Below are 26,348 nucleotides of genomic sequence, written 5' to 3'. Positions count from 1 at the left end.
CAAATGGAGAGATCAATGAAAAAAGCACTTACATGGGGTTTGGGGATCATTGCAGCGCTTATCATCGTTTGGTTGATAGTGGGTGCGTCGTCTGAAGAAACGCAGACTCAACAAACCGCGGAAGAAAAACCTGTACCAGGTAACAACGCGCCACCTTTTGAAACTACCGCAGGGGAAATAGCCAAAGCTTATGCCGACGATACCGTTGCGGCAGATAAAAAATACAAAAACAAAGCTTTTATAGCCAGCGGTAGTGTTGTCGAGGTGAAGACTGATGAGTCTGACCATGCCGTGCTGGTACTCGACGGTGGCGTGAATCCATCGCTGGAACCACACTTCATTTTGGCGGATAGTGAGAAGAACAAAGCTGCCGAGCTCAAAAAAGGACAAAAAGTAAAACTACAGTGCTATGGCAAAGGCGAAGTGACCAAGATCGCACATGCTGAAGATTGCGAGTTGTTGTTTATAGACTGGAATTAAAACTGGCCGCTGCACACAGCCTCTTGATGAGCCACGCATGACCAGATGAAATTTATTTTTATGGAAGAATTACGGAGTGCTCCGAAAATCGTATAAAAAGCAAAAGGCCTTGCATTTCTGCAAGGCCTTTTTTATTTGGCTCCTCAACCTGGGCTCGAACCAGGGACCTACGGATTAACAGTCCGGCGCTCTACCGACTGAGCTATTGAGGAATCGGTACGTCGTTTGAAGGCGCTATATTACTGAGAGCGTGCCCCTTGGTCAACCACTTTTTGCGAATTTCTTTATATTTTTCCATGCGCACTTTAATTGCCTGTTTCGTTAATAATTTGTCTATGGAAGTCAAGGGGTGAATGTCGCTTAGAGACCACTTTGTTACCCGAATGGGCCAATTTTTTATTGTGGCAACGTCGTTTATAATAAGCGCAACAGGAGATGACGATGCGTACAGTTTTAGGGAAAGTGGTGGGGCTGACCGGTGATGCGGAAGTTGTAGATCAACATGGCCAGCATAGATTGCTAAAGGCAGGGGATGCGTTGCACGAAGGCGACCAGTTAGTGACGGTGGCAGGCGCGCAGGTTGCCATGCAGGCTGCCAATGGCGAGGTCGTTCAGTTTGCCGAACAGCAGGCGATCAAGCTTTCTGATGTGCTGTCCGCCTCATCTGGTGCCGTGGATATCAGCGAATACGCTGTGAATCCGGCTGTGATCCAGCATGTGCTAGCGGTCTTGCAGTTGAATGATGCGATCGATTTATCGCCACCGTTGGCTTCTATGTTGCAGGAAGACAGCAGCGCTTTTGTTTCAATCGCCCATGCGTCTGTCACCGAGCAAACCTTGCAGCTGGATGCGTTGAATATCCATGATGTACTGGTCTCCGGAGATAATCAGGCGGCTGTCGCGCCTACGGTGCTGCCAATTACGCAGCTGGCTGACCTGATGACGCAAACCACCAATGCAGATATCGGCTTGCCAGGTGGCCCGTTAAAAGATTTCCTGAATGATTGAGGATTAATTCTTTAAAACTAAAAAAGCGCCTGAGGCGCTTTTTTATTGTCTGCTAAATGCCGTGCTTTATACGCTAAGGGCTTTTTCAATCCGGTCTAAAGCTTCGCGCAGATTATCCATGCTGGTGGCAAACGAGATGCGGAAGTAACCTTCGGCACCAAAAGCCGAGCCCGGTACCACTGCCACGTTATGTTCTTCCAGCAAATATTCAGCCAGCGCCATGTCGGAGGTTTGTTTGATTTTACCGGCCTGGTGCAGGTGATTGATCGCGTGACGCGCATCCGGGAAGGCATAAAAAGCGCCACCCGCCATCAGGCAGCTCAAGCCTGGCATCGCGTTAAAGCGGTCAACGACGTATTTGTGGCGCTTTTTAAAGGCAGCGACCATGGGCTTGATACAGTCTTGTGAACCACTTAATGCCGCTTCAGCTGCATATTGTGAAATGGAAGTCGGGTTGCTGGTGGACTGGCTTTGCAGGATTTCCATCGCCTTGATGATGTAAGCAGGGCCAGCCGCGTAACCGATACGCCAGCCGGTCATGGAGTAGGCTTTTGAAACGCCGTTCAACACGATACAGCGGTCTTTGAGGCCAGGTGCTGCATTCAAGATGTTATGGAATTTTTCGCCAGTCAGGTTGACGTGTTCATACATGTCATCCGTAGCGATCAGCACATGCGGGTGCTTGAGCAATACTTCGCCCAGGGCTTTTAATTCTTCCAGACTGTACACCGCGCCTGTGGGGTTGGAAGGTGAGTTGAACATCACCAGTTTGGTATGGTTGTTGATCGCCGCTTCCAGCTGGCTGGGCAGCAATTTAAAGCCTTGTTCAATACCACATTCAAGGATCACTGGTTTGGCTTCGGCCACCATGGCGATATCGGCATAGCTGACCCAGTAAGGTGCCGGGATAATCACTTCATCGCCAGGGTTTAGCACGGCCAGGCACAGGTTGAAAATGGTTTGTTTGCCACCAACGCCGACGATCACTTCATTGACTGCATAGTCAAAACCGTTTTCATTCTTGAATTTGTTAACGATGGCTTTTTTCAGGGCAGGGATGCCGCTGACCGGGGTGTATTTTGTGTAACCGGCATCAATCGCCGCTTTGGCTGCATCTTTAATGTGTTGTGGCGTATCGAAATCCGGCTCGCCTGCTGCCAGGCCAATAATCGGTCGGCCTTCAGATTTATATCTGGCGGCTTTGGCAGTAATCGCCAAAGTAGGGGATTCTTTAATGGATAAAACACGCGCAGACAGCACGTTGGCGGCAGGTTTGCTCAAAATGGCTTCCTTGTTGGTCGGTGTGCACATGCAGGCAGAAAGTGCCTGCAAAAAAATGAAAAACGCAACATTTTACGCAAAAATGAGCGGTCGTGGAAGTCAGCAGCTAGCGTTTTTTGCCGGTTTAACTCATTGTTTCTGACAGTTTTTCTCGCATTGCAGGTAATTCTGGTAAATAGACACCAGTAAGGGGTCGATTTTCTGTAATTGCAACTCAATATCTTTCACTGTTTGGTGGTCGCCAAGTAGCTGGGCGACTTCACCGCGCCTGAACCAGGCTTCGACAAATTGGCCATCAAGGGTGACGGCTTTCTGGAAAGCATTGGCAGCCGCATCTAGCTGCTTAAGCGATTGTTCGGCCAGGCCCAGGCTGAACCAGGCATCGGCATTAGTGACTTCCTGCTGCGTCCACAGCAGGCTTATTTTTTCCAGGTTAGGCCAGTCCTGTCGGGATTCTGGCACGGCTGCCCGCATGTAATAAGGTTTTTTATCTTCGTCTTCTTCCCAAAGCGCTTTGCCGCGCACCGGGAATTCAGTACTGGCGGGCATTTTCTCCAGCGTCTCCAGCCACTCCACCGGCAATGCAAAGTAGATGCTGCCGCCATGACCCGCGGTTTTGAAGGTATTAATACCTACCAGCTTGCCATCCATATCAAACAAGCCACTGCCGCTCGCGCCCATCAGAAACTTGGCGCTGCTGCGTATCATATTGCCGGAAGGCGTAGGGTAAAGCCCCTGGATTTCACCGATAGAGGTGATAGGGGCGGGCACGCCATTGGAATGACCGATCGCGCTGATCTCCTGCCCGCGCAGCAGTGCATAGCTATTGCCGCGCGGCACCGGTTTAAACGGCAGCGTAGGTGAGGTGACTACACACAGGTCATGCCAGACATCGGCCCGTACCGTGGTGATAGGGTAGGTATCTTCCCCACGCGACACCCAGGGCTGCTTGGTGGCGCGCAACACGTGGCAGTTAGTGACGACAGTATGGTCAGCAATAATGACGCCGGAGCCATAAGCCATGCCGCCATTTTCGTTGTAGCCGCGTATCATGACCACGCCAAAATAGGCTTGCATCATGGCTTGCTGATTGTAAGCCTGTGCCGATGAGGAGAGTAGTGCGATGAAAACCAATAACAGAAGCTTCAAGCTGTTCCCCGGGGTGATTGTGCAGGCATTCAAAAAAGGACCATTTTTTGTGTGTAAAAGTTCTGTCAATTGCGTGTGCTTTCAAATGTAAATCACACGCCTGATGAACTAAAAACGGTTAAAATGGGACTATTGTATATTTCATCAGATTGTTTTTGTGATCGTCACCTTTCCAGGTAGCAAGTTTGAGTTACATCAGCCTTTTCCTCCGGCTGGAGATCAGCCACAGGCCATCGAGAAACTCACGCAGGGCGTTGAAGACGGGCTGAAGTTTCAGACCCTGCTCGGCGTGACCGGCTCTGGTAAAACCTACACCATGGCCAACGTGATTGCGCGTACTGGCAAACCTGCGATCGTGATGGCGCCTAATAAAACCCTGGCAGCGCAGCTTTACAGTGAGTTCAAAGAGTTTTTCCCCAATAATGCGGTTGAGTATTTCGTCAGTTACTATGACTATTACCAGCCGGAAGCGTATGTGCCATCGCGCGACCTGTTTATCGAAAAAGATTCCAGCATTAACGAGCATATCGAACAGTTGCGCCTGGCAGCCACCAAGGCCTTGCTGGAGCGTGAGGATGCGGTGATCGTGGCAACCGTGTCGGCGATTTACGGTATTGGTGACCCAGGTGAATACCATGGCATGGTGTTGCATGTGCACCAGGGCCTGAAAATTGCGCAGAAAGACGTCGTTTTGCGCCTGATCGCGATGCAGTATGACCGCAATGACTTTGATTTTGGCCGCGGTTGTTTCCGTGTGCGTGGCGACATCATTGATGTCTTCCCGTCTGAAAACAGTGAAACGGCCGTGCGTATCAGCCTGTTTGATGATGAAATCGACAGCATTCAGCTGTTTGACCCACTCACCGGCCAGGTCTTCAACAAAATCCACAACTTCCGTATCTTCCCTTCCAGCCATTATGTGACAGCGCGTGAAGCAACCGTGCGTGCGATGGAGACCATCAAGGTCGAATTGCGTGACCGCGTGGCGACTTTCCTTGCGGATGGCAAACTGGTGGAAGCGCAACGTATTGAGCAGCGCACGCGTTTCGACCTGGAAATGCTGAATGAGATCGGCTTCTGCAAAGGCATTGAGAACTATAGCCGCCATTTAACCGGCCGCAACCCTGGTGACCCGCCGCCGACATTGATTGATTATTTACCGGAACAGGCGTTGATGATCATCGACGAAAGTCATGTCACCGTGCCGCAGATCGGCGGCATGTACCTGGGTGACCGTTCACGCAAGTCTAACCTGGTAGATTACGGCTGGCGATTGCCTTCCGCAATGGATAACCGTCCGCTCAAGTTTGAAGAATTTGAGCGCATTATGCGCCAGTGCGTGTTTGTATCTGCTACGCCTGCCGATTACGAAAAGAACCACCAGCAGCAAGTGGTGGAAATGATTGCGCGGCCCACCGGGCTGGTCGACCCTGTCATCATTGTCAAACCGGCAGATACGCAGGTAGATGATTTGCTGGGCGAGATCAAGGAACGTGTAGCCGTGGGCGAACGTGTGCTGACCACCACGCTGACCAAGCGCATGGCAGAAGACCTCACTGATTACCTGTCTGAGCACGGCGTGAAAGTGCGCTATCTGCACAGCGATATTGAAACCGTAGAACGCGTGGAAATTATCCGCGATTTGCGCCTGGGTGAGTTTGATGTGCTGGTGGGCATTAACCTGTTGCGCGAAGGCCTGGATATCCCGGAAGTCTCACTGGTGGCCGTGCTGGATGCGGATAAAGAAGGCTTTTTGCGTTCGGAACGCTCGCTGATCCAGACTGCGGGCCGTGCGGCGCGTAACCTGAATGGCAAGGTGATTTTTTACGCCAACAAGATCACCCGCAGCATGAAACTGGCGATGGATGAGTCCGCCCGTAGACGTGCCATCCAGGAAGCTTTCAATGCCGAGCATGGCATCATTCCTAAAGGCGTAACCAAACGCATTAAAGATATTATTGAAGGTGTGTACGACAAGGATGAGGCACACCGCGAGCGTAAGGCCGCGCAAGAGCAGGCCAGTTATGAAAACATGAGCGAAAAAACGCTGACCAAAGAACTCAAACGGATTGAAAAGGCCATGCACGATGCAGCTAAAAACCTTGAGTTTGAAAAAGCAGCCCAATTCCGTGACCAGTTTAAAAAACTCAAGTTGCAGGCCTTTGGTGCCGAAGTAGAAGATTTGAAATGACCACGCTAAATACCTGTATTGGTGCGATAGCGGCCGCGTGTACTACCCTAGCATTTGTGCCGCAGGTCGTTAAATCGTGGCGCACGCGTGATTTGAGTGGCATCTCGCTGCCGATGTACACGATTTTTACCATAGGCGTTATTTTGTGGCTGGTGTATGGAGTATTGATCAGTGATTGGCCGGTCATCATTGCCAACGCAATTACAGCTTTGCTGGCCAGTGTCGTTCTTTTGCTAAAATTGAAATCAATTGCATAGTGCTGATGTCAGATTAAGTATTATTTATTTTATAACTATATATTTACTTTATAACTAGAAGTTTCTTAGGATTATGACCATGAAAAGAATTACAAAAGCAGTGTTTCCTGTTGCCGGGTTAGGGACCCGTTTTCTGCCGGCGACCAAAGCAAGCCCTAAGGAAATGTTGCCCATCGTAGACAAGCCATTGATTCAATACGCCGCTGAAGAAGCCATCGCCGCGGGTGCCACCGAGCTGATCTTTATTACCGGGCGTAATAAACGTTCGATCGCAGACCATTTTGACAAAGCCTACGAACTGGAAGCTGAGCTGGAAGCGGCCGGTAAACAGAAATTGCTGGATATCGTACACAGCATTTTGCCAAAAGGCGTCAGCTGCGTATTTATCCGCCAGTCACAAGCGCTGGGCCTGGGCCATGCGGTGCTATGCGCCAAGCCAGTGGTTGGTAACGAGCCATTTGCCGTGCTTCTCGCAGATGATCTGTTGTGCGGCGATGTCTCCATCACTAAACAAATGGTTGATATCTATCAGGAACATCAGTGTTCCATCCTGGGCATTGAAACGGTTGCCCCTGAAGAAACCAGCAGTTATGGCGTGGTGGATGCAGTGGCAGAAACAGATGATTTGTTGCTGGTGAAAGGCATGGTTGAAAAACCAAAACCAGAAGAAGCACCTTCTAACCTGGCAGTGGTTGGCCGCTATGTCTTGTCCCCACGTATTTTTGATTGCCTGGAACATGTCAAACCAGGCAAGGGCGGCGAGATCCAGCTGACGGACGGTATCTCTGCCCTGATGGAATTTGAAAAAGTGAAAGCCTACCGCTACAAAGGCAAGCGCTACGATTGCGGTAGCAAACTCGGCTTTATGCAGGCGAACGTTGAGCTGGCGCTGCAACATAGCGAAATCTCTGACAGTTTCAGAGCCTATCTGAAAACCCTGGCGATTTAATTCTAAATTTAAATCATCATGCAAGATCCCAATACCCAGTCGCCTGACTACTGGCTTGCACATTCTGACATCGTCTTCACTGAAGCGGATGTCAGGCGGGCATTGGATCATATCGCCCGGACACTGCACGAGAAATTAGCCGGTCAATCCGTGCTGCTGTTATGCGTCATGCGCGGCGGGCTTTACCTGGCTGGCCAGTTAATGCAAAGGCTGCAATTGCCAGCGCGCCTCGATTACCTGCAGGCGAATCGCTACCATGGCACATCCGGTAGCGATATCGTCTGGGCCAAAGCACCAGAGTTTGACCTGGCTGGGCAAACCGTTGTCGTGCTGGATGACATCCTTGATGAAGGCATCACGCTGGCTGAAGTAGTCCGTCATTGTGAACAGGCCGGGGCAAAACAAGTGCTGACCGCCGTACTGGCAGATAAAGACAATGGCCTGACCAAACCACTCAACGCCGATGTCGTGGGCTTAACTGTACCCAACCGCTATGTGTTTGGCTGTGGCATGGATGTCTATGGCTGGTGGCGAAACCTGCCCGAGATTCGCGCGCTGAAAGAAGCCTGAATAAGCCCCAAAAACAAAACGCCCTTGCGGGCGTTTTGTTTTTGGGTGATGTTTAATAACATCCGCACTGGGTTTATCCCTATTATTTACTCACTTACTCTCGATACACATATTCAGGAAAAACTCCTATAGGCACGAAGAATGATTCCCTGCATGCTTATGGCTAGGGCTTGAGCTTGCCACTAGGACTGTTTAAATTGAGGCGACTTAATTTAAACAGGGCAAATCAAACCCTGCCAGTATTCCCCAATATGGTCTCCGATTTATAAGGCATCTTTCAAAGGTGCCTTTTTCTTTTTCAAGACTTCACCGGCGCAATTATTCTTCGGGATTAACAGAGCAAATTCAGAACAAAGAAATTCTGTATTCCCGGCCTGTAAAAGAATGCATGTCTGTATCTGTGTTAGTCATGTTTGGCGAACACCATAGAGTAAATACTTTAAAGTTTCCCGTTAATCCACCGTTTAGTATTGATATAAATAATAACTATTCGGGTCACGATGTCAATTTCTGTTTCACTAGTGAGCGCTACCAGTAAATCCAACCTTCCTAGCAACTCTGGAGGTGGAGGGACAGCGATTGAAGTGTTACAGAGAAAACTTGCGGCACTACAAAATGACTTAAAGGAAGCTTTAGGCAGTCTGAAGAAGGCCAGGCTAAGGCGAAACTGATCCAGATGCAAATCCTGGCCACTCAGTCACAATTGCAGCAGTTGATGCTTGAAGAGAGTAGAAAAGCGGCTGAGAAGCAAAACAAGAATAACAACACTACAATGCCGACTGTTAATCAAACCTCGCAACCTAAGACTACTTACATAGATGAGTATGTATAAGTGAACGAAACTGAGATAGGGCTAACTTAAAGAGGCTCTTCATCATCACTCTTTTGCATTAATGCCCGTCTGGTTCTTTCAATAAGTAACTTTCCTGGTTAAGAATTACCTTAAGCTTCCCTCCAGGAATCACATTAAGCGACTGGCCATCGCGCCGCTTTTCAAACATATCAGAGGTGCTGTCTCAAAGGTGATGCGGTGAGCGATAGAGGCTAAAGAATTCAGAATATTTGCTACGACTTGCATGGGATGCCCTTGACTGATTCATTGAATATTCCAAGGGACATCCTTAAGTCTTCACAATCTGGGGTGAAAACGTGGGTGGAATCTAACGCTAACTATTAATAACCTATTGATTTATAAATATTAACAGGCAGGTATAAAACCTGGCGGAGAAGGAGGGATTCGAACCCTCGATGCGCTCTCACGCATGCCTGATTTCGAGTCAGGTACATTCAACCAGCTCTGCCACTTCTCCGGTATTGCGCAAGCGTCAGGGTGCCAGGCAAGGGCGTTAGTCTACACCGGGCGGATGACGCGTTTCAATAAAAATCTGGCTTGGGTGAGTGGTTAAAGACTCAGTTTAAAGGCAAGTCGATATGGATGATGAGCCCTGACGCTGGCGCTGGTTTGTTGCTCAGGGTCATGCTGCCGCCGTGTTTTTCCACAATCATGCGGGCGATGGATAATCCCAGCCCTGTGCCGCCAGTGTGGCGTGAGCGCGAATCCTCCAGCCTGCGGAATGGTTCTAGCACCGTATCCAGTTCTTGCTCCGGAATGCCAGGCCCTTCATCGGTGATGATGCAGATGACGTGCTTGTTTTCCGTGTGTATGGAGAGCGTCGGCGATAAGGCGTAATGGATAGCATTATTCAATAAGTTATTCAGGCAGCGGGTCAGCAGGTGCGCCGAGCCCATGATGGTAATGGCTTCGGTTGGCAGCGTTTTGTGGATAGGGTAACCCGCTTCGTCAAAATCATCGCACACGGCGGTGGCCAGGGCAGTGAGGTCGACGCGGTTCTTATCAATGCTGTCACTGCATAGCCGGGCAAAATCCAGGCCTTCACGCACCATTTCCTGGGTGGCTGTCAGGTCTTTGACCAGGCCTTGTTTGAGTTCCGGGTCTTTCACTTTTTCCAGACGCAGGCGTAAGCGGGTCAATGGGGTTTGCAGGTCATGCGCAATCGCCCCGAGGATAAATCCGCGTTCCTGCACATGGTTGAGGATGCTGCGTTGCATCTCATTAAAGGCTTTGGCGGCATGGCGCACTTCGGTGGAACCCTGGTTTTCAGGCAAGGGCGGATGTTCGATATTTCGCGCCAGTTGCAGGGCGGCGTTTGCCAGTTTGCGTAAAGGCTGCGTGGCCACAGAGGCGACCACCCAGATGATGCTGATCAGGCCGAGCAAGGCCAGCAAAAAGGCCAGCGGGCTACGTTCCGCCGGGTGTCCGGGTGGTGGTCTATGGCCGCCGTAACGCAGTTGTATCAGCACCGGGGTGCCATCTTGCAAATGCGTATACACCGCCAGGCAATGGCCTTGTGGCGGAGGCGGGCCAAAGCCGGAGGGAGGCGGCGGTGGCGGGCGGTTGCGCGGGGCGCACTGATCCAGGTCCAGCGTGTTGATCTGGTCGGCTATTTCCGGCACCAATAGTGCATTCAGGGTAGCCAGTTCCGCAGGTAGCGCCGGTGCATTGGCAGGCGGGATAGCATTGAGCTTCAGGCTGCTGCCCATGCGGTTAAATACATTCTGGATTTCCGGGCGCTTTTCGGGCACGGTGATTTCAAGGATGCGGATCATGCTCTCAATGCGGTCAAACGCAAACTGATCGCGCAGGCGGGATTCATTCACGCGTGAGTCGCGCTGCCCCAGCATATTGACCACTGCAGCTGTCAGCAGAATGCCGATGACAGTGATGAGGAATATCCTCACTGACATGGCGCCTAACAGGTTTTTCAACATAGCCTAAAGCCTCTTTATTTGAGATATCGCACATTGGCGGTGAGCAGGTAACCTTCATTGCGCAAGGTCTTGATCACGGTAGGGTTTTTGCTATCGACTTCCACTTTTTGCCGGATCCTGCTGATCTGCAGGTCGATCGATCTGTCGAAAGGACCCGCTTCACGGCCGTGCATTTCTTCCATCAGCTGATCGCGGCTGAGGGGACGGTTTGCGTGCAGCAACATAAACCGCAGAAATTTGAATTCTGCGTTGGAGAGCGGGATGCTGGTATTGAGTTTATCGATCAATGTGCGATTCTGGATATCCAGCGTCCATTCATTAAAGGCAATGAAGCGCAAAATGCCGTTATCCAGCTCTTCGACATGCTTGCCGGCCGTTTCTGCCGCCATGCGGCTACGGCGCACCACGCTGCGTATGCGCGACAATAATTCCAGCGGTTCAAACGGCTTGGCAACGTAATCATCTGCGCCTGTCTCCAGGCCCATGATGGTATCCAGCGAGCTGCTGCGCGCTGTCAGCATGATGATGGGGATGTTGTGGTACTTGGGAGATTCACGCAGTTCACGGCACAGTTCTATGCCATTGCGCTGCGGCATATTGATATCCAGGATGACCACATCAGGGACTTTTTGTTGCAACACCTGCCACATCTGCGCATGGTTGGCGGCCTGATGGGTGCTGAGCTGATTTTCCTGCAGAAAATCACACAGCAGATCGCGGATCGCGTCATCATCATCTACCACCAGAACATGGGTTTCGTGGTTGGCTTCGGTCATCACTGGTTATCTCTATGAGTTGAAGTAAATATTTGAGCACAAAACCGGCCATTCAGGCCGGTTTATATACGTCAGCGATTATGATTGTGGCTTGTCGTGGTGTGATTTGTCATGCTGGAGGCCGCCATGATCGTGACCACGTCCGCCATGATGAGGATGCTGGAACGCATTCTCATCAAACACCTTTTTCTGTGCGTCGTTTAATTGAGCATAGAAAGTACGGATGGCTTTTGAGCGCTCAGCCTGGCGTGCATCACGGGTTTTATCCCAGGCTTCCATTTTGTCCAGACGCTGGAGGGTGCCTAATTTGTCCAGTTCGGCAAAATCAGGATGCTCGCCTTTTTCCTTAGGCTTGATTTGCCCTTGATAGGCGTTCCAGGCAGTTTCCTGGGTGGCGTTCAATTGAAGCACGGTGTGCAGTTTTTCCTGGTGCTTTTCAAAGTGCTCCAGTTTATGTTCTTGCCAATGGGCTTTGTCGAATTTACCTTTGCCACAAGTGGGTCCGTCTGCAAAGGCAGCCATAGAGACTAAAACCAGAGCACCTGCGATAGCCAGTTTTTTTAGTTTCATCATGTATCCTTTAGTCATCATTGCGAAATTGCAATGTTGACATTAAAACACCCGAATGTATCGGGTGTTTGTCAGGGGTGCTGGGCTATGTATCGGAATGTATCATTGACTGCCGCGTAATCAGGGCCAGATTACTCAATGCCCTGGCTAGCCAGGTAATCTTCATAATTGCCGGTGAAATCAACGATGCCATCGGCCTTGATTTCAATGATGCGGGTGGCGATCGAGCTGACGAATTCCCTGTCATGGCTGACAAAGAACAAAGTGCCTTTGTATTTATCCAGCGCCGTGTTCAGCGCTTCAATGGATTCCATGTCCATGTGGTTGGTCGGCTCGTCCATCAATAGCACATTGGTTTTAGCCAGCATCAGTTTGCCATACAGCATGCGGCCTTTTTCACCACCAGATAGCACTTTGACTGATTTTTTGGTGGCTTCTGTCGGGAACAGCAAGCGGCCCAGCATGCTGCGTACAGTATTGTCGTCATCGCCTTGCTGGCGTTGCGCGGTCATCCATTCAAACAGGTCTTCCCCTTTTTCAAACTCGTATTCGTGGTCTTGCGCAAAATAACCAAGATTGGCTTTTTCTGCCCATTTCACTTCACCGTGTTTGGCTTGCAGATCACCTGCCAGGCAGCGTAAGAAGGTGGTTTTACCAATGCCGTTCTCACCAATGATGGCGACTTTCTCGCCGGCTTCAAACATCATTTCAACGCCGTTGAATAAGGGTTTATCAAAGCCATGGCTGAGTTTTTTGAGTTCTACCGCATTGCGATGCAGTTTTTCGCGCTCGTCATATTCAAAGCGGATAAACGGATACTGGCGGCTGGAAGGCTTGAACTCTTCCACCTTGATTTTATCGATCTGCTTGGCACGGCTGGTCGCCTGTTTGGCTTTAGATGCGTTGGCTGAGAAGCGACGTACAAAGTCCTGCAAGTCAGCAATTTGCTGTTTGGCTTTGGCGTTGTCTTTGGCCTGCTGGTTACGCGCAGCGATGCTGGCTTCCATGTAGTCGTCGTAGTTACCCGGGTAGGAGGTGATTTTGCCGTAATCCATGTCACAGGTATGCGTACAGACCTGATTCAAAAAGTGCCTGTCATGCGAAATAATGACCATGGTGCAGTCACGATTATTGACGATATCTTCCAGCCAGCGGATGGTGTTGATATCCAGGTTATTGGTCGGTTCATCAAGCAGCAATACGTCCGGGTTAGCGAACAGGGCCTGTACCAGTAACACACGCAGTTTCCAGCCTGGTGCAACGGCGCTCATCGGGCCGGTATGCTGCTCGATAGGAATACCCACGCCCAGCAGCAATTCGCCAGCACGCGCTTCGGCGGTATAGCCGTCATACTCGGCAAACTCGCCTTCGAGTTCTGCGGCGCGCATGTAGTCATCTTCCGTGGCTTCGAGGTTGGCGTAGATCGCGTCACGCTCCTGCATGGCTTTCCACATCTGCTCGTGGCCCATCATGACCACATCAAGCACGCGTTGGTCTTCATAAGCGAACTGGTCCTGTTTCAGGAAAGCCATACGCTCATTCGGGTCCAGGCTGATATTGCCACTGGAAGGTTCCAGTACACCTGCCAGGATCTTCATAAAGGTGGATTTACCGCAGCCGTTAGCGCCAATCAGGCCATAACGGTTACCATCGCCGAATTTCACGGAGACATTTTCAAACAGTGGCTTGGAGCCAAACTGCATGGTGATATTGTTTGCAACTAACATGCAAGAACTCTCAAAAAATAGTTAACTGGGGATGCGATCTTCAGGAAGGTGCGCAAGATTATTCAAAACGGTTATAGATGACGACTTCATTGATGGGCAACTGCCCACCGCGTGGCTTGGCGGCTTCCAGTGCTTTGCCAACCACCACGAACATGACAGGGACATGGTCTGCCGGCAGGTTGATCAGCTTGGCTACGGCGTCAAAATCAAAGCCATCCATAGGACAGGTGTCATAGCCCATCTCCTTGGCGGCCAGCATCAGCGTCGTGGCAGCCATGCCGCCAGAACGCATGCCTTCATCACGTTCGGCCTGGGGATGGTCTTTGTAGTAGCCAAGGATCGCATTCACCAGATACTCACGTACAGCTTCTGGCGCATTGGCACAGTAGCGCGCAGGATCTTTCTGCCAGGCCTTGAGGTCCACGGTTAAAATGATCAGCAAAGACGCATCGGTGACTTGGGCCTGGTGCCAGCTCACGGCGCGGATCTGATGGCGTAGTACCGGATCGGTCACCACCACAAAGCGCCAGTGCTGGATATTGAACGCGGTCGGGGAGAGCATCGCCAGCGACAGCAGCTGCTCTATCTCAGCTTCCGTCATGCGGTGGCTGGCATCGTAAGTTTTAATCGAGCGCCGCTCGTGTATGGCTTGTGATACGTTCATGTGCTTCTTCAATATTCAATATTTAAAATGTCTAGCTGCATGGCGCCCGCCGGGCGCTGCCACTGCGTACTGTCCCCGATTTTACGGCCCAGTAATGCTTTCGCCAGCGGCGAGACATAACTGACTTTGTGCTGCGCGATATCTGCTTCGTCTTCGCCGACGATCTGAAACGTGTGCTGGTCACCATCTTCGTCTTCAACCGTGACGATGGCACCAAACAACACCGTATGTTGCGGTTGCTGCTCTGGTGTGACTAATTGCACAGATTCCAGCCTGGCGACAACATAACGCAGATCGCGGTCTATCTCTGCCAGTTTCTGTTGCGCATTGGTTTCTTCCTTGCGCCTGGTATATTCAATGCGCTCGCTCTCGAGCGTTTTCGCGCTGAGCTGTAATTGTTGCAGGCCGTTAGGCGTCACATAATTGGCATGCGGACTGATAGGGCGCTCTGGCAGATCAGTGCCAGCCCGCTCCAGATCATCTTCCTTCACAAATCCGCGACTCATATTGGTTAACTGTTAGTCTGCAGTGGCAATCAAAAGTAGGTCAGACCCAAAGCCGCACGCACCTCACTCATGGTTTGTGCAGCGACTTCGCGCGCCTGCTCGGTGCCTTCACGCAGCAGTTGCAGGATATAGCCTTTATCTTCAGCCAGTTCGGCACGGCGCGTGCGTATAGGTTCCAGCATCTCCTGTAACACTGCTTCCAGGCGCTTTTTCACGATGCTATCTGCCAGGCCACCACGCGTGTAATGCGCTTTCAGTTCTGCCACGGCGGCTTTATCGATATCAAACGCATCCAGGTAGGTGAACGCAATATTGCCTTCTACATGGCCTGGGTCTTCAATTTTCAGGTGCAGCGGGTCGGTATATACTTTTTTCACGGCTTTGCTGACTTCATCAGCAGTCGCGCCCAGATTGATCACATTGCCCAGCGATTTACTCATTTTGGCTTTGCCATCTATGCCAGGTAAACGGCCTAGCTCAGGTACTAGCGCTTTGGTTTCGACCAGGATTTCTTGTTTAGTGCTGGCATGTTTATAAGTGCGGTTAAAGCGGCGCACGATCTCGTTGGTTTGCTCTATCATCGGGATCTGGTCTTCGCCCACTGGCACCAGTGTAGCCTTGAAAGCGGTGATATCTGCCGCCTGGCTGACCGGGTAAGTGAGGAAGCCAGCCGGAATATCGCGCTCAAAATCACGCAGGCGGATCTCTTCTTTCACGGTCGGGTTTCTTTCCAAACGCGCGACTGTGACCAGGTTCAGGTAATAAAACGCCAGCTCAGTCAGCTCAGGCACTTGTGACTGGATGAAAATCGTCGACAGCTTGGGGTCTATGCCCACCGCCAGGTAATCCAGCGCCACTTCGACCACATTGCGATGCACTTTATCAATATCATCCATATTGTCGGTCAGCGCCTGCGCGTCAGCCAGCATCACGTATTGCTTGTATTCGTGCTGGTATTTCACGCGGTTACGCAAACTGCCGACAAAATGCCCCAGGTGCAAAGGGCCGGTAGGGCGGTCGCCAGTGAGGATAATGGGTTTTGTGCTCATCGTCTTGTTCTCTGTTTTAAAGGTGAGATCGAATCAAAATCAGGGTTTATTCCCACTCAATCGTGGCTGGTGGCTTGCCGGAGATATCGTAGACCACGCGGTTGATGCCGCGCACTTCATTGATAATACGGTTAGACACTTTGCCGAGCAGGCTATAAGGTAATTCTGCCCAGTGTGCGGTCATGAAATCACTGGTGACCACCGCGCGCAAGGCCACTACATAATCGTAAGTACGGCCATCACCCATCACGCCTACCGATTTCACCGGCAGGAACACGGTAAACGCCTGGCTGGTCAGGTCATACCATGACTTGCCTGATTTTTCGTCTACGGTATTGCGTAACTCTTCAATAAAAATGGCATCCGCACGTTGCAACAGCAAGGTGAATTCGGGTTTTCACTTCACCCAGGATACGTACACCCAGGCCTGGGCCAGGGAAGGGGTGACGGTAGACCATGTCTCGCGGCAAGCCCAGGGCAACGCCGAGTTCACGGACTTCGTCTTTAAACAGTTCGCGCAGAGGCTCTAACAGTTTTAAGCCTAATTGTGCTGGCAAGCCACCTACGTTGTGGTGGCTTTTGATGGTCACGGCTTTTTTGGATTTTGCACCACCTGATTCAATCACATCCGGGTAAATGGTGCCTTGCGCCAGGAAGGTCGCGCCTTTATGCCCGCCACCGCTGGCCTTGAGTTTGGCGGCTTCGGCTTTAAACACTTCTACAAACTCGCCACCAATGATTTTGCGCTTGGCTTCCGGGCTCGCTCACGCCAGAAAGCTTGCGCATGAATTGTTCGGTGGCATCGACACGGATGACATTCGCGTTTAAACGTCCGGCAAACATCTCCATGACCATGTCACCTTCGTTCAGGCGTAACAGGCCATGGTCTACAAAGACGCAAGTCAATTGGTCGCCAATGGCGCGGTGGATCAATGCCGCAGCTACAGAGGAATCTACCCCACCAGACAAGCCTAAAATGACTTCTTCATCACCGACTTGTGCCTTGATATTGGCAACCGCTTCGGCGATATAGTCGCCCATGATCCAGTCCGGTTTCGCAGCACAGATTTCAAGGACAAAGCGCTCCAGCATGGCCTGGCCTTGTCTGGTATGGGTCACTTCCGGGTGGAACTGCACGGCGTAGAACTTGCGCTCTTCATCAGCCATGGCGGCGATAGGCGTCGTCTCGTTGCTGGCGATCACTTTAAAGCCAGCTGGCAGTTCAGTGACTTTATCACCATGGCTCATCCATACGTCAACCAGGCCGTGGCCTTGTTCATTGGTGGCGTCCTGAATGTCGCGGAACAGGGCAGAATGACCGCGTGCGCGCACCTGGGCATAGCCGAACTCACGTTTTTGGCCTGCTTCGACTTTACCACCCAGTTGTTGCGCCATGGTTTGCATGCCATAGCAGATACCAAGTACAGGAATGCCGAGTTCAAACGCGGCTTGTGGCGCTTTGTCGGTTTCTTCTTCGTATACGCTGGCATGGCTGCCGCTGAGGATGATGCCATCTGCGCCGAAGTTGCGCACAAATTCGTCAGATACATCACAGGGATGGATTTCACAGTAGACGTGGGCTTCGCGCACGCGGCGGGCGATCAGCTGCGTTACTTGCGAACCGAAATCAAGAATAAGGATTTTTGAATGAGACATTTTTTTAGCCACAGAGTGCACAGAGGACACAAAGGGTTGAGAGAAAAATCTCTGCGTCCTCTGTGTCCTCTGTGGCCAGGTTTAGTTGTTGATAGTTAGATTTAATCAATACGCTAGATTTAATCAATGCGGTAGTTCGGTGCTTCTTTAGTGATCTGCACATCGTGCACATGCGATTCATGCATGCCGGCACTCGTGATCTGTACAAACTCGGCTTTGCTGCGCATGTCTTCAATCGTGGAGCAGCCGACATAGCCCATGGAGGCACGCAGGCCGCCCATCAGTTGATGCACAACCGCCAGCACGCTGCCTTTGTAAGGCACGCGACCTTCGATGCCTTCTGGCACCAGTTTGTCAGCATTCGCATTGTCCTGGAAGTAACGGTCAGACGAGCCTTTTTGCATGGCGCCTATTGAACCCATGCCACGGTAAGACTTGTATGAACGGCCCTGGTACAACTCGACTTCGCCAGGGGCTTCTTCAGTGCCCGCAAACATGCCACCCAGCATCACACTGTTGGCACCAGCTGCGATCGCTTTGGAAATATCACCGGAGAAGCGGATACCGCCATCGGCAATAAACGGCACACCGGATTTTTCCAGCGCTTTGGCGACATTGCTGATGGCCGTGATTTGCGGCACGCCTACACCAGCGACAATCCGTGTGGTGCAGATAGAGCCAGGGCCTATGCCTACTTTTACGCAGTCTGCACCATGATCTACCAGCGCCAATGCGGCATCGGCAGTGGCGATATTGCCACCAATGACTTGCAGGTTAGGGTAGCGCGTTTTTGCCCATTTCACGCGGTCCAGCACGCCTTGTGAATGGCCGTGTGCGGTATCCACGACAATGGCATCGACGCCTGCTTCGACCAGAGCTGCGATACGTTCATCCGTACCATCACCCACACCGACTGCAGCACCAACGAGTAAGCGGCCTTTTTCATCTTTACAGGCCAGCGGGTGGTCTGAAGATTTTTGAATGTCTTTGACAGTGATCAGACCTTTGAGCTCATATTGCTCGCCGATCACCAGTAAACGTTCCAGGCGATGTTTATGCAACAGGCCCATGATTTCTTCACGGCTGGCGCCTTCACGTACTGTCACCAGGCGGTCTTGCGAAGTCATGACATTGCTGACAGCCTGGTCTAGATTAGTCTCGAAACGCAAATCACGGTTAGTCACAATGCCAACCACTTTGCCATCCTGTAATACAGGCAAGCCGGAGATTTTATGGTGCTTAGTCAGTTCGATCACTTCGCGTACGGTCATCGCCGGGTGTATGGTCACGGGGTCGATCACTACGCCAGATTCAAAGCGTTTAACGCGCGAGACGCGTGAAGCCTGCATCTCTATCGTCATGTTTTTATGGATAATGCCCATGCCGCCCAACTGTGCCAGCGCGATGGCCATGCGGGCTTCCGTCACGGTATCCATGGCGGCAGAAAGCAGGGGAATGTTTAAAGTGATGTTTTTTGTGAGTTTTGTGCGCAAGCTGACATCACGAGGCATCACGGTAGAATGGGCTGGAACGAGTAAAACATCGTCAAAGGTTAGAGCTTGTTGCAACAAACGCATGTGGAATCCTTATCTCCAAAATATAATTATACCGATTTCGTTTTACCTTGACAAAGCGTTTTGCATTTTTAGCTGCTAAAACAGCACTGTCTGGCATGGTTTATGCATGGCTATTTCGAATGGTGGGCATGGGCACATACTGTTGAGGCGGGAATTAAACGTGAGATTAATGAAAGTGATTCGGAATATTGTATGCATTGCCTGTTTGTTGCATATCCCCGCACATGCCGAGATCTATAAGTGGCGCGACGCAAAAGGAGTGATGAATTATTCGGATGTTCCGCCACCCGCAGGCAAGCAAAGTACGCAGGAAATCAAAGCCAGCAAAGTCTCTAATGAATACCCCTTAACCCGCTCAGATGCTTATAAAGAGAGCGCATCACCCGCACAAATAGAGAAAGAAACCGCTGCCGGAAAAGGGCAGCAAAAGAAACCGCTGTCTGATGAAGCCGAGGCGGTTGCCAGGGCTGCAGAAACCCGCATGAAAGCGCAAAACTGTGCGGCAGCACGCACCAATTATCGCAATTATGCGGTGGGGGGGCGCATGCAAAACGTCAATGAGTTCGGTGAAAGGGAGTACTTAAGCGATGAGCAGATTCGCGAAAACCTGGCCCGTGCCCAGTTCGAGATTGACGAAAATTGTCCAGTTGAATAACGCTGTAACTTGAATAGTCAGCGGCTATTACGTTTTTGCTGACCACTTTTGGCAGCCTGATTCTTTTCGGCCACTGTATTTTTTAGCGCGGCTCTCAGTCTGCGCGCTTGTTTAGGGTCAGCAATCAATGGCCTGTAAATCTCTACCCGGTCCAAAGCTTGTAATACAGCATCGCGGTTAACGACTTTTCCAAATATACCTATCTTGCAGTGCTCAACCGACAGCTCAGGAAAATCCAGCAATAACCCTGATTGCAGAATAGCTTGCAGCGCAGTCGTCCCGCTTTGCACGGTGAGCGAGATGATCACTTGTTTTTGCGGCAGTGCGTAAGCGACTTCCACAGTAATCATTCCCGATAGCGCTTCATCCATATATATGAATTACTTCGAGTAAAGCTTGTTCGCCTGCTTCACAAAGCTATCGACAAAGGTATTGGCGATATGGCTGAAAACCGGCGCAATGATGCGTTCGATCAGGCCGTTGGCGAACACATACTCGAGTTTGAATTCGATTTTGCAAGCATCTTCACGCAGGGGAATAAAATGCCAGTGGCCGGTTAGCTGTTTGAACGGGCCGTCTACCAGCGTGATATCCATCCGATGCGGGAACTGTTTGTGGTTGCGGGTCGTGAAGTGCTGAACGATGCCATGATAGCGGATGTGGATAGTCGCCTGCGTCACCTCTTCGCTGCGCTCAATCACATCACTGCCGCCACACCAGGGCAAAAAGCTGGCGTAATCCTCTACAGCATCCACCAGTTGAAACATGGTTTCGCACGAATGCATGACCAATACGGTTTTTTCTACTTGAGCCATTATTCAATATAGCGCCGGAACGGAGTTTGGTTTTGGGTTAAAATGCTATTTTAAGTGATTTAAGCCAGCAAACCAGCGTTATGACCATCGCGCAAAACAAAAAAGCGTTTTTTGACTACTTTATCGAAGAGAAGTACGAGGCCGGTGTCGTGCTCGAAGGCTGGGAAGTCAAGGCTATCCGCGATAACCGCATCAACCTCAAAGAGGCGTATGTGGTAATCATGCGCGGCGAAATCTATCTGATCGGTTGCCATGTGACGCCATTAGGTGCGGCTTCTACGCATATACGCCCGGATGCGATCCGCACCCGTAAGTTGTTGTTGCATAACGAAGAGATAGGAAAATTGATCGGCAAGGTAGAACGTGCCGGTTACACCATCGTGCCGCTGGATATGCATTTCACGCGTGGTCGCGTGAAAGTGCAGATCGGCCTCGCTAAAGGTAAGAAGCAACATGACAAACGTGAGGCTGAAAAAGAGCGCGATTGGAAACGTGAACAAAATGCGCTGATGAAGTCACACATAAAGCGTTAGTTTTAGTCCTTGCATGGGTAGGCTTCGGTTTATCTCAGGTATGCAGGGTTCGTGCAAGCGTCTTTTGCAAACTTTGCAGCCTTTGGTGAAATCGATTCGAGTATCTGAATCTGATTTTTATATGCAGTTAAGCATCTTTGCTGCGTGTTTCGATCTACATTTGTGTAGTAGTGATACTTTGCCATCTCTGCCAATGCACTTGCTGCGCTTTCGGGAGATTTCTCTGCGAAATGCCTGAATGCAGATTCAAAGCGGATTTGGGCCTGGTTTCCAAGTGCGTGGTTTTTTTGCATCATTGCCTCTGCTAATGCGCACAAAAAATCTGCAGAGGTGTTGTCCTGCAAATGATCCATCAACTTCCAAAACTCATTAAGGCTGGTTTTAATCAGCTCATCTTCGATATCGACCTGTATGCCTGGATTTCTGGAAACAAGTAGCGCGTTTTCTTCGAGGTGGGCATTGCTGGTTTGCAACAGAAAAGCGGAAAGTCGCAAGGCATTCAGGGGTGAGGCCATGTCTGCGTGCAGATAAAGCCTGATTGAGTATAGCCATTTTAAGCTTGCCTCTTTTTTAAGCACCATGTCTTTTATGCTGTTGATGTAAATGGTTCTAAACCATATCATTGCCTGATCAGGGTTGCTGGTTTCACATGCAAGCGCGAAAAGCTTGTTTAAAGCCTGCGCATAAGCAGGGCTTTCCATAGAGCCATATCTAAGCAGGTTGTTGAAATAGATGCCTGCAATGTTTTGATCTGGAAAAGGATGTAAAACACCTGACTCGTAAACTAGATGGGTGATTTTTAAGCGGTGAGCCTGGCTGGAGTCGGTATGATCATTGCGCTTCTCAAACAGGTAACGCATATACACGGCCCTAGTGTAATCGGGCGCATCTGTTTTTAATGCCTGTGCAATCAACAGGCTTTTATCAAGACTATCTAGTGTAGAAAAAACATAACCATGGCTCTCTCCCGTGCCAGAGCGATGTCTTAAGGCATGCGTGACTTGGCACACATAAGTCGGCGAATGAAGGCTCTCATCTACCAGCAAATCCAATAAAGCATCCGCTATCTGATTTTCACCATAGGCTATGTACGGCCAATTGGCATAAATGATAAAGCCGATTTCTATACCGGCTCTTGAAGAGGGATGCTTTTGTCTGAATCGTTGAATCAGGATATCTCTTGCTGTAATACATAACTTCAGCTGATGATGAATAGAGGCAAGAATTGCAATGACCCTGATGGCAATGTCCGGTTTTTTATCATGTAACAACTGAATATTCCGTAAAAATCTTTCGCCTTCAGGGCTGATATTCTCAACCCATTTGCTATCAGGCCACATTTGAGCTTCAGGAAGCGCTCTCATTTTCCTGGCTTCAATACCAAGGGCATGGCTGAGTGCCGGGCTGATCAGCACTTTCCGAAACTGATCTACTTTTGGCACATCTGACGCTGGTTTCCAGCTGTAGCTCCAACGTAAATCGCCAGATTGGGTGCGGGATTTTGTGCCGCCGTCATGCAATTTGTGCGGGATGATGAGATGCGACAGATTTTTGATCAGGTGTAATAGAATCATTGCAGCATATTTTTTTAATGTCGGTGATGCAATCTGGCAAGTACCTTGTAGTGATGGCGCTAGTGAAAGAGTGGCTGCATGATTTTGGGTATCAACCCCGGTAAATCATCTGCAATCAATCCTATACCATATGATTTAGCGGCTTCGCTGTGCAACCATACCGCAGCTGCCGCCGCTTCAAATCCGGGCACGCCTTGTGCCAGCAATCCTGTGATCACACCTGCTAATACATCTCCAGCCCCAGCGGTGGCGAGAGCGGATGGCGCATTTTCATTGACGATAACGCGATCATCAGGCGCAGCAATAATCGTGTTTGCACCCTTGAGCAAAATGGTGGCGTTTGTTTGCTTTGCAGCTATTAGTGCCTGGGCAATGCGTTCAGGTAGCTGCTCGGCTGGCCGCAAGCCAAACAGTTTTTCAAACTCGCCGTCATGTGGCGTCAGCACGCACTGGCCAACGATTGCTTTTTTTAAGCTATCTGATTTTCTGGCAAAGGCTGTGAGCGCATCTGCATCAATCACCACTGGCTTGGCTGTCTGCAACATGGTGAGTGTGGTCTCGCGGGTTTCTTTGCTGGAGCCAGCCCCTGGACCGATCAGAAAAGCGCCTATCCTGGGGTCATGAATCAGGGCATACAAATCCAGTGTGCTGGCATAGGGTTTGGCCATGATGCTGAATAGCTGGCTGGCGTAAATCGATAAAGCCACTGCGGGCACCGCGATGGCCGTGATGCCAGCGCCGCTGCGCGCCGCAGCCAATGCCGCCAGCCTGGCTGCGCCGGTGACGGGATATCCACCCTGGATCAGCACATAACCACGGCTGTATTTATGGCTGTTGTGATCTGGCCTGGGCAATAAGGATTGCCACAGGGCAGGTGCGTTGGGCTGGTAGTGTGACATGGCTGGATTGTATGCTTGTCTGCGTTGATTAGCGAGTTTGTGCAAGATTTTATCCCTTTGCTTCATTGTGGGCGAGGGGGCTTTACGGTAAAATGTTCTCCCGTCTGCAACAATCTCAAAGTACCTCATCCATGACCAAATATGTATTCGTAACCGGCGGTGTAGTTTCTTCTCTTGGAAAAGGTATCGCAGCGGCTAGTCTGGGCGCTATTCTCGAATCGCGTGGCATTAAAGTGACCATGCTCAAGCTTGACCCCTATATCAACGTTGACCCAGGCACCATGTCGCCATTCCAGCATGGGGAAGTCTTTGTCACCGATGATGGCGCGGAAACCGACCTCGATCTGGGGCATTACGAGCGCTTTATCAGCAGCAAGATGTCCAAGCGTAACAACTTCACTACCGGCCAGATTTATGAAACCGTGATCAAGAAAGAGCGTCGCGGTGAATACCTGGGTAAAACCGTACAGGTGATCCCGCACATTACTGACGAGATCAAATCCCATATTAAACGCGGTGCCGAAGGCGCTGATGTCGCGATCGTCGAAGTCGGCGGCACTGTAGGTGATATCGAGTCCTTGCCGTTTCTGGAAGCGATTCGCCAGATGGGGTTTGAAGAAGGTAAGAATAATGCCTGTTATGTGCATTTGACCTTGTTACCGTGGATCCCGACCGCAGGCGAGTTGAAAACCAAGCCAACCCAGCACTCGGTGAAAGAATTGCGTGAGATCGGTATCCAGCCGGATATCCTGTTGTGCCGCGCCGAGCGCGAGATCCCGGAAGATGAAAAACGCAAGATCGCCTTGTTCACCAATGTGCCTTTTGAGGCGGTGATCAGCGCGATTGATAGTGACTCTATTTACAAGATCCCTGGCTTGTTGCATGAGCAGATGATGGATGAAATCGTCTGTCATAAATTGAACATCCTGGCTAAAGCTGCCGATCTGTCTGCCTGGCAGAAGATCACCTATGCGGTGGCCAACCCTAAAGCGCAGGTGGATATTGCCTTTGTCGGCAAGTATGTCGACCTGACGGAATCTTACAAGTCATTGACCGAAGCGCTGATCCACGCCGGCATCCACACTGAATCCAAAGTGAAGATCCACTACATCGACAGTGAAGATATAGAGAAATCTGGCACCGATGCCTTAAATCGCATGGATGCCATCCTGATCCCTGGCGGTTTTGGCGTGCGCGGTACTGAGGGCAAAATCAAGGCCATTCAATTTGCGCGGGAAAACAAAGTGCCTTACCTGGGTATCTGTCTGGGCATGCAACTGGCGGTGATTGAATTCGCGCGTAACGTGGCTGGTTTAAAAGATGCCAACAGCACCGAATTCAACCCGGCCACTGAGCACAAATTGATAGGCCTGATCGATGAGTGGCAAGACGCTACCGGCAAGATAGAGAAGCGCGATGAACATTCAGACCTAGGCGGCACGATGCGTCTGGGCGCGCAAGTCTCGCCTATCGAGCCAAATACACTGGCAGCCAGCATTTACGGGAATGAAGTCAACGAGCGTCACCGTCACCGTTATGAAGTCAACAATCATTATGTCGATCAATTGAAAGCGGCAGGCCTGGTGGTTTCAGCACGTACACCACGTGAAGAGTTGTGTGAAATGATCGAGTTGCCGCAGACCGAGCACCCGTGGTTTGTGGCGTGCCAGTTCCACCCTGAGTTCACCTCCAACCCAAGACACGGACACCCTTTGTTTAAAGCCTATGTGCAAGCAGCGCTGGCCCAAAAAAGCAAAAGTAACGTCTAAATCAAGAAAACAAGGAACATCATGAAGTTATGTGGTTTTGAGGTGGGTCTGGAACATCCCCTGTTTATTATTGCAGGGCCTTGTGTCATTGAATCCAAACAGATGGCGATCGATACCGCCGGCCAGTTAAAAGAGATGGCGGCACGCGTGGGCGTGCCTTTTATCTATAAGTCGTCTTATGACAAAGCCAATCGCAGCTCTACCAAGACCTTTCGCGGCTTTGGCATGGATGAAGGCCTGCGTATCCTGGATGACGTGCGTGCACAATTGAATGTGCCTATCCTGACTGACGTGCATACCGAGGCACAGGTGCCGCATGTCGCTGCGGTGGTCGATGTGCTGCAAACACCGGCTTTCCTGTGCCGCCAGACTGACTTTATCGTTGCCTGTGCGCAATCCGGTAAACCGGTCAATATCAAAAAAGGCCAGTTTTTAGCGCCGGGTGATATGAAACAGGTGGTGAACAAAGCCAAAGAAGCCAATGGCGGCGTCGATAATATTATGGTCTGTGAGCGCGGTGCGTCTTTTGGCTATAACACGCTGGTTTCAGATATGCGTGGTCTGGCGATCATGCGCGAAACCAATTGCCCGGTGGTGTTTGATGCCACGCATTCAGTGCAGCAACCAGGCGGGCAGGGCGAAAAAAGCGGCGGCCAGCGTGAGTTTGTGCCAGTGCTGGCACGTGCGGCAGTGGCCAGTGGCATCGCCGGTGTGTTTATGGAAACGCACCCTGACCCAAGCCAGGCGCTTTCAGATGGCCCGAACGCCTGGCCATTAGGCAAGATGGAGGATTTACTGCATCTGCTGGTAGATCTGGACAAATTAGTGAAAAAAGCAGGGTTTGCCGAACAAACGCTTTAACCTGCCATAGACTGTGCATCGCAGATATTCGTAAAGTTTGAA

General features: G+C 50.7%; 24 protein-coding genes, 2 tRNA genes and 1 pseudogene. 10 read left to right on the top strand and 17 right to left on the bottom strand.

Features of this window, described 5'->3' with window-relative positions; all coding sequences use genetic code 11:
* The first annotated feature begins 15 nt into the window (after positions 1-15).
* Positions 16-480 (top strand): OB-fold protein, encoded by a 465-nt coding sequence (locus ACTS9Y_RS14840; RefSeq protein ID WP_442586679.1) that lies wholly within the window; start codon positions 16-18, stop codon positions 478-480.
* A 136-nt stretch (positions 481-616) separates the two neighbouring features.
* On the opposite strand, the gene ACTS9Y_RS14835 is transcribed toward ACTS9Y_RS14840, so the two are convergent.
* Positions 617-692: transfer RNA gene (locus ACTS9Y_RS14835), tRNA-Asn, on the bottom strand.
* A 229-nt stretch (positions 693-921) separates the two neighbouring features.
* Between ACTS9Y_RS14835 and ACTS9Y_RS14830 the strand changes: the two genes are divergently transcribed.
* Positions 922-1,488 (top strand): hypothetical protein, encoded by a 567-nt coding sequence (locus ACTS9Y_RS14830; RefSeq protein WP_442586678.1) that lies wholly within the window; start codon positions 922-924, stop codon positions 1,486-1,488.
* A gap of 66 nt (positions 1,489-1,554) precedes the next feature.
* Here ACTS9Y_RS14830 and ACTS9Y_RS14825 read toward each other — a convergent pair whose 3' ends face one another.
* The gene (locus ACTS9Y_RS14825) at positions 1,555-2,769 is read right to left on the bottom strand and encodes a pyridoxal phosphate-dependent aminotransferase (RefSeq protein ID WP_442586677.1); all 1,215 of its coding nucleotides are present in this window, start codon (positions 2,767-2,769) and stop codon (positions 1,555-1,557) included.
* Between the two features lie 129 nt (positions 2,770-2,898).
* On the bottom strand, positions 2,899-3,918 hold the full coding sequence (locus ACTS9Y_RS14820; protein ID WP_442586676.1) for a trypsin-like peptidase domain-containing protein: 1,020 nt from the start codon (positions 3,916-3,918) through the stop codon (positions 2,899-2,901).
* Between the two features lie 157 nt (positions 3,919-4,075).
* Between ACTS9Y_RS14820 and uvrB the strand changes: the two genes are divergently transcribed.
* The 4 genes from uvrB to ACTS9Y_RS14800 all read left to right on the top strand — a co-directional run bounded on the left by uvrB (position 4,076) and on the right by ACTS9Y_RS14800 (position 7,885).
* Positions 4,076-6,109, top strand: a complete 2,034-nt coding sequence (gene uvrB / locus ACTS9Y_RS14815) for an excinuclease ABC subunit UvrB (RefSeq protein WP_442586675.1) — start codon at positions 4,076-4,078, stop codon at positions 6,107-6,109.
* Entirely contained in the window at positions 6,106-6,366 is a 261-nt protein-coding gene (locus ACTS9Y_RS14810) for a SemiSWEET transporter (protein WP_442586674.1), read from the top strand. The genes uvrB and ACTS9Y_RS14810 overlap by 4 nt, the downstream gene beginning before the upstream one ends.
* Before the next feature lie 79 nt (positions 6,367-6,445).
* On the top strand, positions 6,446-7,315 hold the full coding sequence (gene galU / locus ACTS9Y_RS14805; protein WP_442586673.1) for a UTP--glucose-1-phosphate uridylyltransferase GalU: 870 nt from the start codon (positions 6,446-6,448) through the stop codon (positions 7,313-7,315).
* 18 nt (positions 7,316-7,333) lie between these two features.
* Positions 7,334-7,885, top strand: a complete 552-nt coding sequence (locus ACTS9Y_RS14800) for a hypoxanthine-guanine phosphoribosyltransferase (RefSeq protein WP_442586672.1) — start codon at positions 7,334-7,336, stop codon at positions 7,883-7,885.
* Between the two features lie 1,219 nt (positions 7,886-9,104).
* Here the strand turns inward: ACTS9Y_RS14800 and ACTS9Y_RS14795 are convergent.
* From ACTS9Y_RS14795 to guaB, 10 genes and pseudogenes are all read right to left on the bottom strand, one after another.
* A tRNA-Ser gene (locus tag ACTS9Y_RS14795) sits at positions 9,105-9,195 on the bottom strand.
* A 100-nt stretch (positions 9,196-9,295) separates the two neighbouring features.
* On the bottom strand, positions 9,296-10,675 hold the full coding sequence (locus tag ACTS9Y_RS14790; protein ID WP_442586671.1) for an ATP-binding protein: 1,380 nt from the start codon (positions 10,673-10,675) through the stop codon (positions 9,296-9,298).
* A 14-nt stretch (positions 10,676-10,689) separates the two neighbouring features.
* Complete coding sequence (locus ACTS9Y_RS14785) at positions 10,690-11,451, bottom strand: response regulator (protein WP_442586670.1); 762 nt, start codon at positions 11,449-11,451, stop codon at positions 10,690-10,692.
* Between the two features lie 78 nt (positions 11,452-11,529).
* On the bottom strand, positions 11,530-12,024 hold the full coding sequence (locus tag ACTS9Y_RS14780) for a Spy/CpxP family protein refolding chaperone (protein ID WP_442586669.1): 495 nt from the start codon (positions 12,022-12,024) through the stop codon (positions 11,530-11,532).
* A 128-nt stretch (positions 12,025-12,152) separates the two neighbouring features.
* Positions 12,153-13,748: an ABC-F family ATPase gene (locus ACTS9Y_RS14775; RefSeq protein WP_442586668.1), complete on the bottom strand. Its 1,596-nt coding sequence runs from the start codon at positions 13,746-13,748 to the stop codon at positions 12,153-12,155.
* Between the two features lie 58 nt (positions 13,749-13,806).
* Entirely contained in the window at positions 13,807-14,412 is a 606-nt protein-coding gene (locus tag ACTS9Y_RS14770) for a nitroreductase family protein (protein ID WP_442586667.1), read from the bottom strand.
* Between the two features lie 8 nt (positions 14,413-14,420).
* Entirely contained in the window at positions 14,421-14,918 is a 498-nt protein-coding gene (locus tag ACTS9Y_RS14765; RefSeq protein WP_442586666.1) for a GreA/GreB family elongation factor, read from the bottom strand.
* Between the two features lie 29 nt (positions 14,919-14,947).
* Positions 14,948-15,967 carry a tryptophan--tRNA ligase gene (gene trpS / locus ACTS9Y_RS14760; RefSeq protein WP_442586665.1) on the bottom strand — a complete coding sequence of 340 codons (1,020 nt, stop codon included), beginning with the start codon at positions 15,965-15,967 and terminating at the stop codon, positions 14,948-14,950.
* A gap of 46 nt (positions 15,968-16,013) precedes the next feature.
* Positions 16,014-17,623: pseudogene (gene guaA, locus ACTS9Y_RS14755) on the bottom strand (glutamine-hydrolyzing GMP synthase).
* 119 nt (positions 17,624-17,742) lie between these two features.
* Positions 17,743-19,200: an IMP dehydrogenase gene (gene guaB / locus ACTS9Y_RS14750; RefSeq protein ID WP_442586664.1), complete on the bottom strand. Its 1,458-nt coding sequence runs from the start codon at positions 19,198-19,200 to the stop codon at positions 17,743-17,745.
* A gap of 169 nt (positions 19,201-19,369) precedes the next feature.
* On the opposite strand from guaB, the gene ACTS9Y_RS14745 reads away from it, so the two are divergent.
* Positions 19,370-19,855, top strand: coding sequence for a DUF4124 domain-containing protein (locus ACTS9Y_RS14745; RefSeq protein ID WP_442586663.1), 486 nt, complete (start codon positions 19,370-19,372; stop codon positions 19,853-19,855).
* Between the two features lie 17 nt (positions 19,856-19,872).
* Here ACTS9Y_RS14745 and ACTS9Y_RS14740 read toward each other — a convergent pair whose 3' ends face one another.
* Both ACTS9Y_RS14740 and ACTS9Y_RS14735 read right to left on the bottom strand, forming a co-directional pair.
* Entirely contained in the window at positions 19,873-20,205 is a 333-nt protein-coding gene (locus ACTS9Y_RS14740) for an RnfH family protein (protein ID WP_442586662.1), read from the bottom strand.
* A 30-nt stretch (positions 20,206-20,235) separates the two neighbouring features.
* Positions 20,236-20,670, bottom strand: coding sequence for a type II toxin-antitoxin system RatA family toxin (locus tag ACTS9Y_RS14735; protein WP_442586661.1), 435 nt, complete (start codon positions 20,668-20,670; stop codon positions 20,236-20,238).
* Positions 20,671-20,717: 47 nt separating this feature from the next.
* On the opposite strand from ACTS9Y_RS14735, the gene smpB reads away from it, so the two are divergent.
* A complete protein-coding gene (gene smpB, locus ACTS9Y_RS14730; RefSeq protein WP_442586966.1) occupies positions 20,718-21,203 on the top strand; it encodes an SsrA-binding protein SmpB in 486 nt (161 codons plus the stop codon).
* Between the two features lie 29 nt (positions 21,204-21,232).
* Here the strand turns inward: smpB and ACTS9Y_RS14725 are convergent, their stop codons facing one another.
* On the bottom strand, positions 21,233-22,777 hold the full coding sequence (locus ACTS9Y_RS14725; protein WP_442586660.1) for a hypothetical protein: 1,545 nt from the start codon (positions 22,775-22,777) through the stop codon (positions 21,233-21,235).
* 59 nt (positions 22,778-22,836) lie between these two features.
* Positions 22,837-23,721 (bottom strand): NAD(P)H-hydrate dehydratase, encoded by an 885-nt coding sequence (locus tag ACTS9Y_RS14720; RefSeq protein ID WP_442586659.1) that lies wholly within the window; start codon positions 23,719-23,721, stop codon positions 22,837-22,839.
* 86 nt (positions 23,722-23,807) lie between these two features.
* On the opposite strand from ACTS9Y_RS14720, the gene ACTS9Y_RS14715 reads away from it, so the two are divergent.
* Both ACTS9Y_RS14715 and kdsA read left to right on the top strand, forming a co-directional pair.
* On the top strand, positions 23,808-25,445 hold the full coding sequence (locus ACTS9Y_RS14715) for a CTP synthase (protein WP_442586658.1): 1,638 nt from the start codon (positions 23,808-23,810) through the stop codon (positions 25,443-25,445).
* Positions 25,446-25,466: 21 nt separating this feature from the next.
* Positions 25,467-26,306, top strand: a complete 840-nt coding sequence (gene kdsA / locus ACTS9Y_RS14710; RefSeq protein ID WP_442586657.1) for a 3-deoxy-8-phosphooctulonate synthase — start codon at positions 25,467-25,469, stop codon at positions 26,304-26,306.
* The last annotated feature ends 42 nt before the right edge of the window (positions 26,307-26,348 follow it).

The organism is Methylophilus sp., from assembly GCF_052173275.1.
Classification (GTDB): Bacteria; Pseudomonadota; Gammaproteobacteria; order Burkholderiales; family Methylophilaceae; genus Methylophilus.
This window is presented reverse-complemented; position numbering and strand designations above follow the sequence as displayed.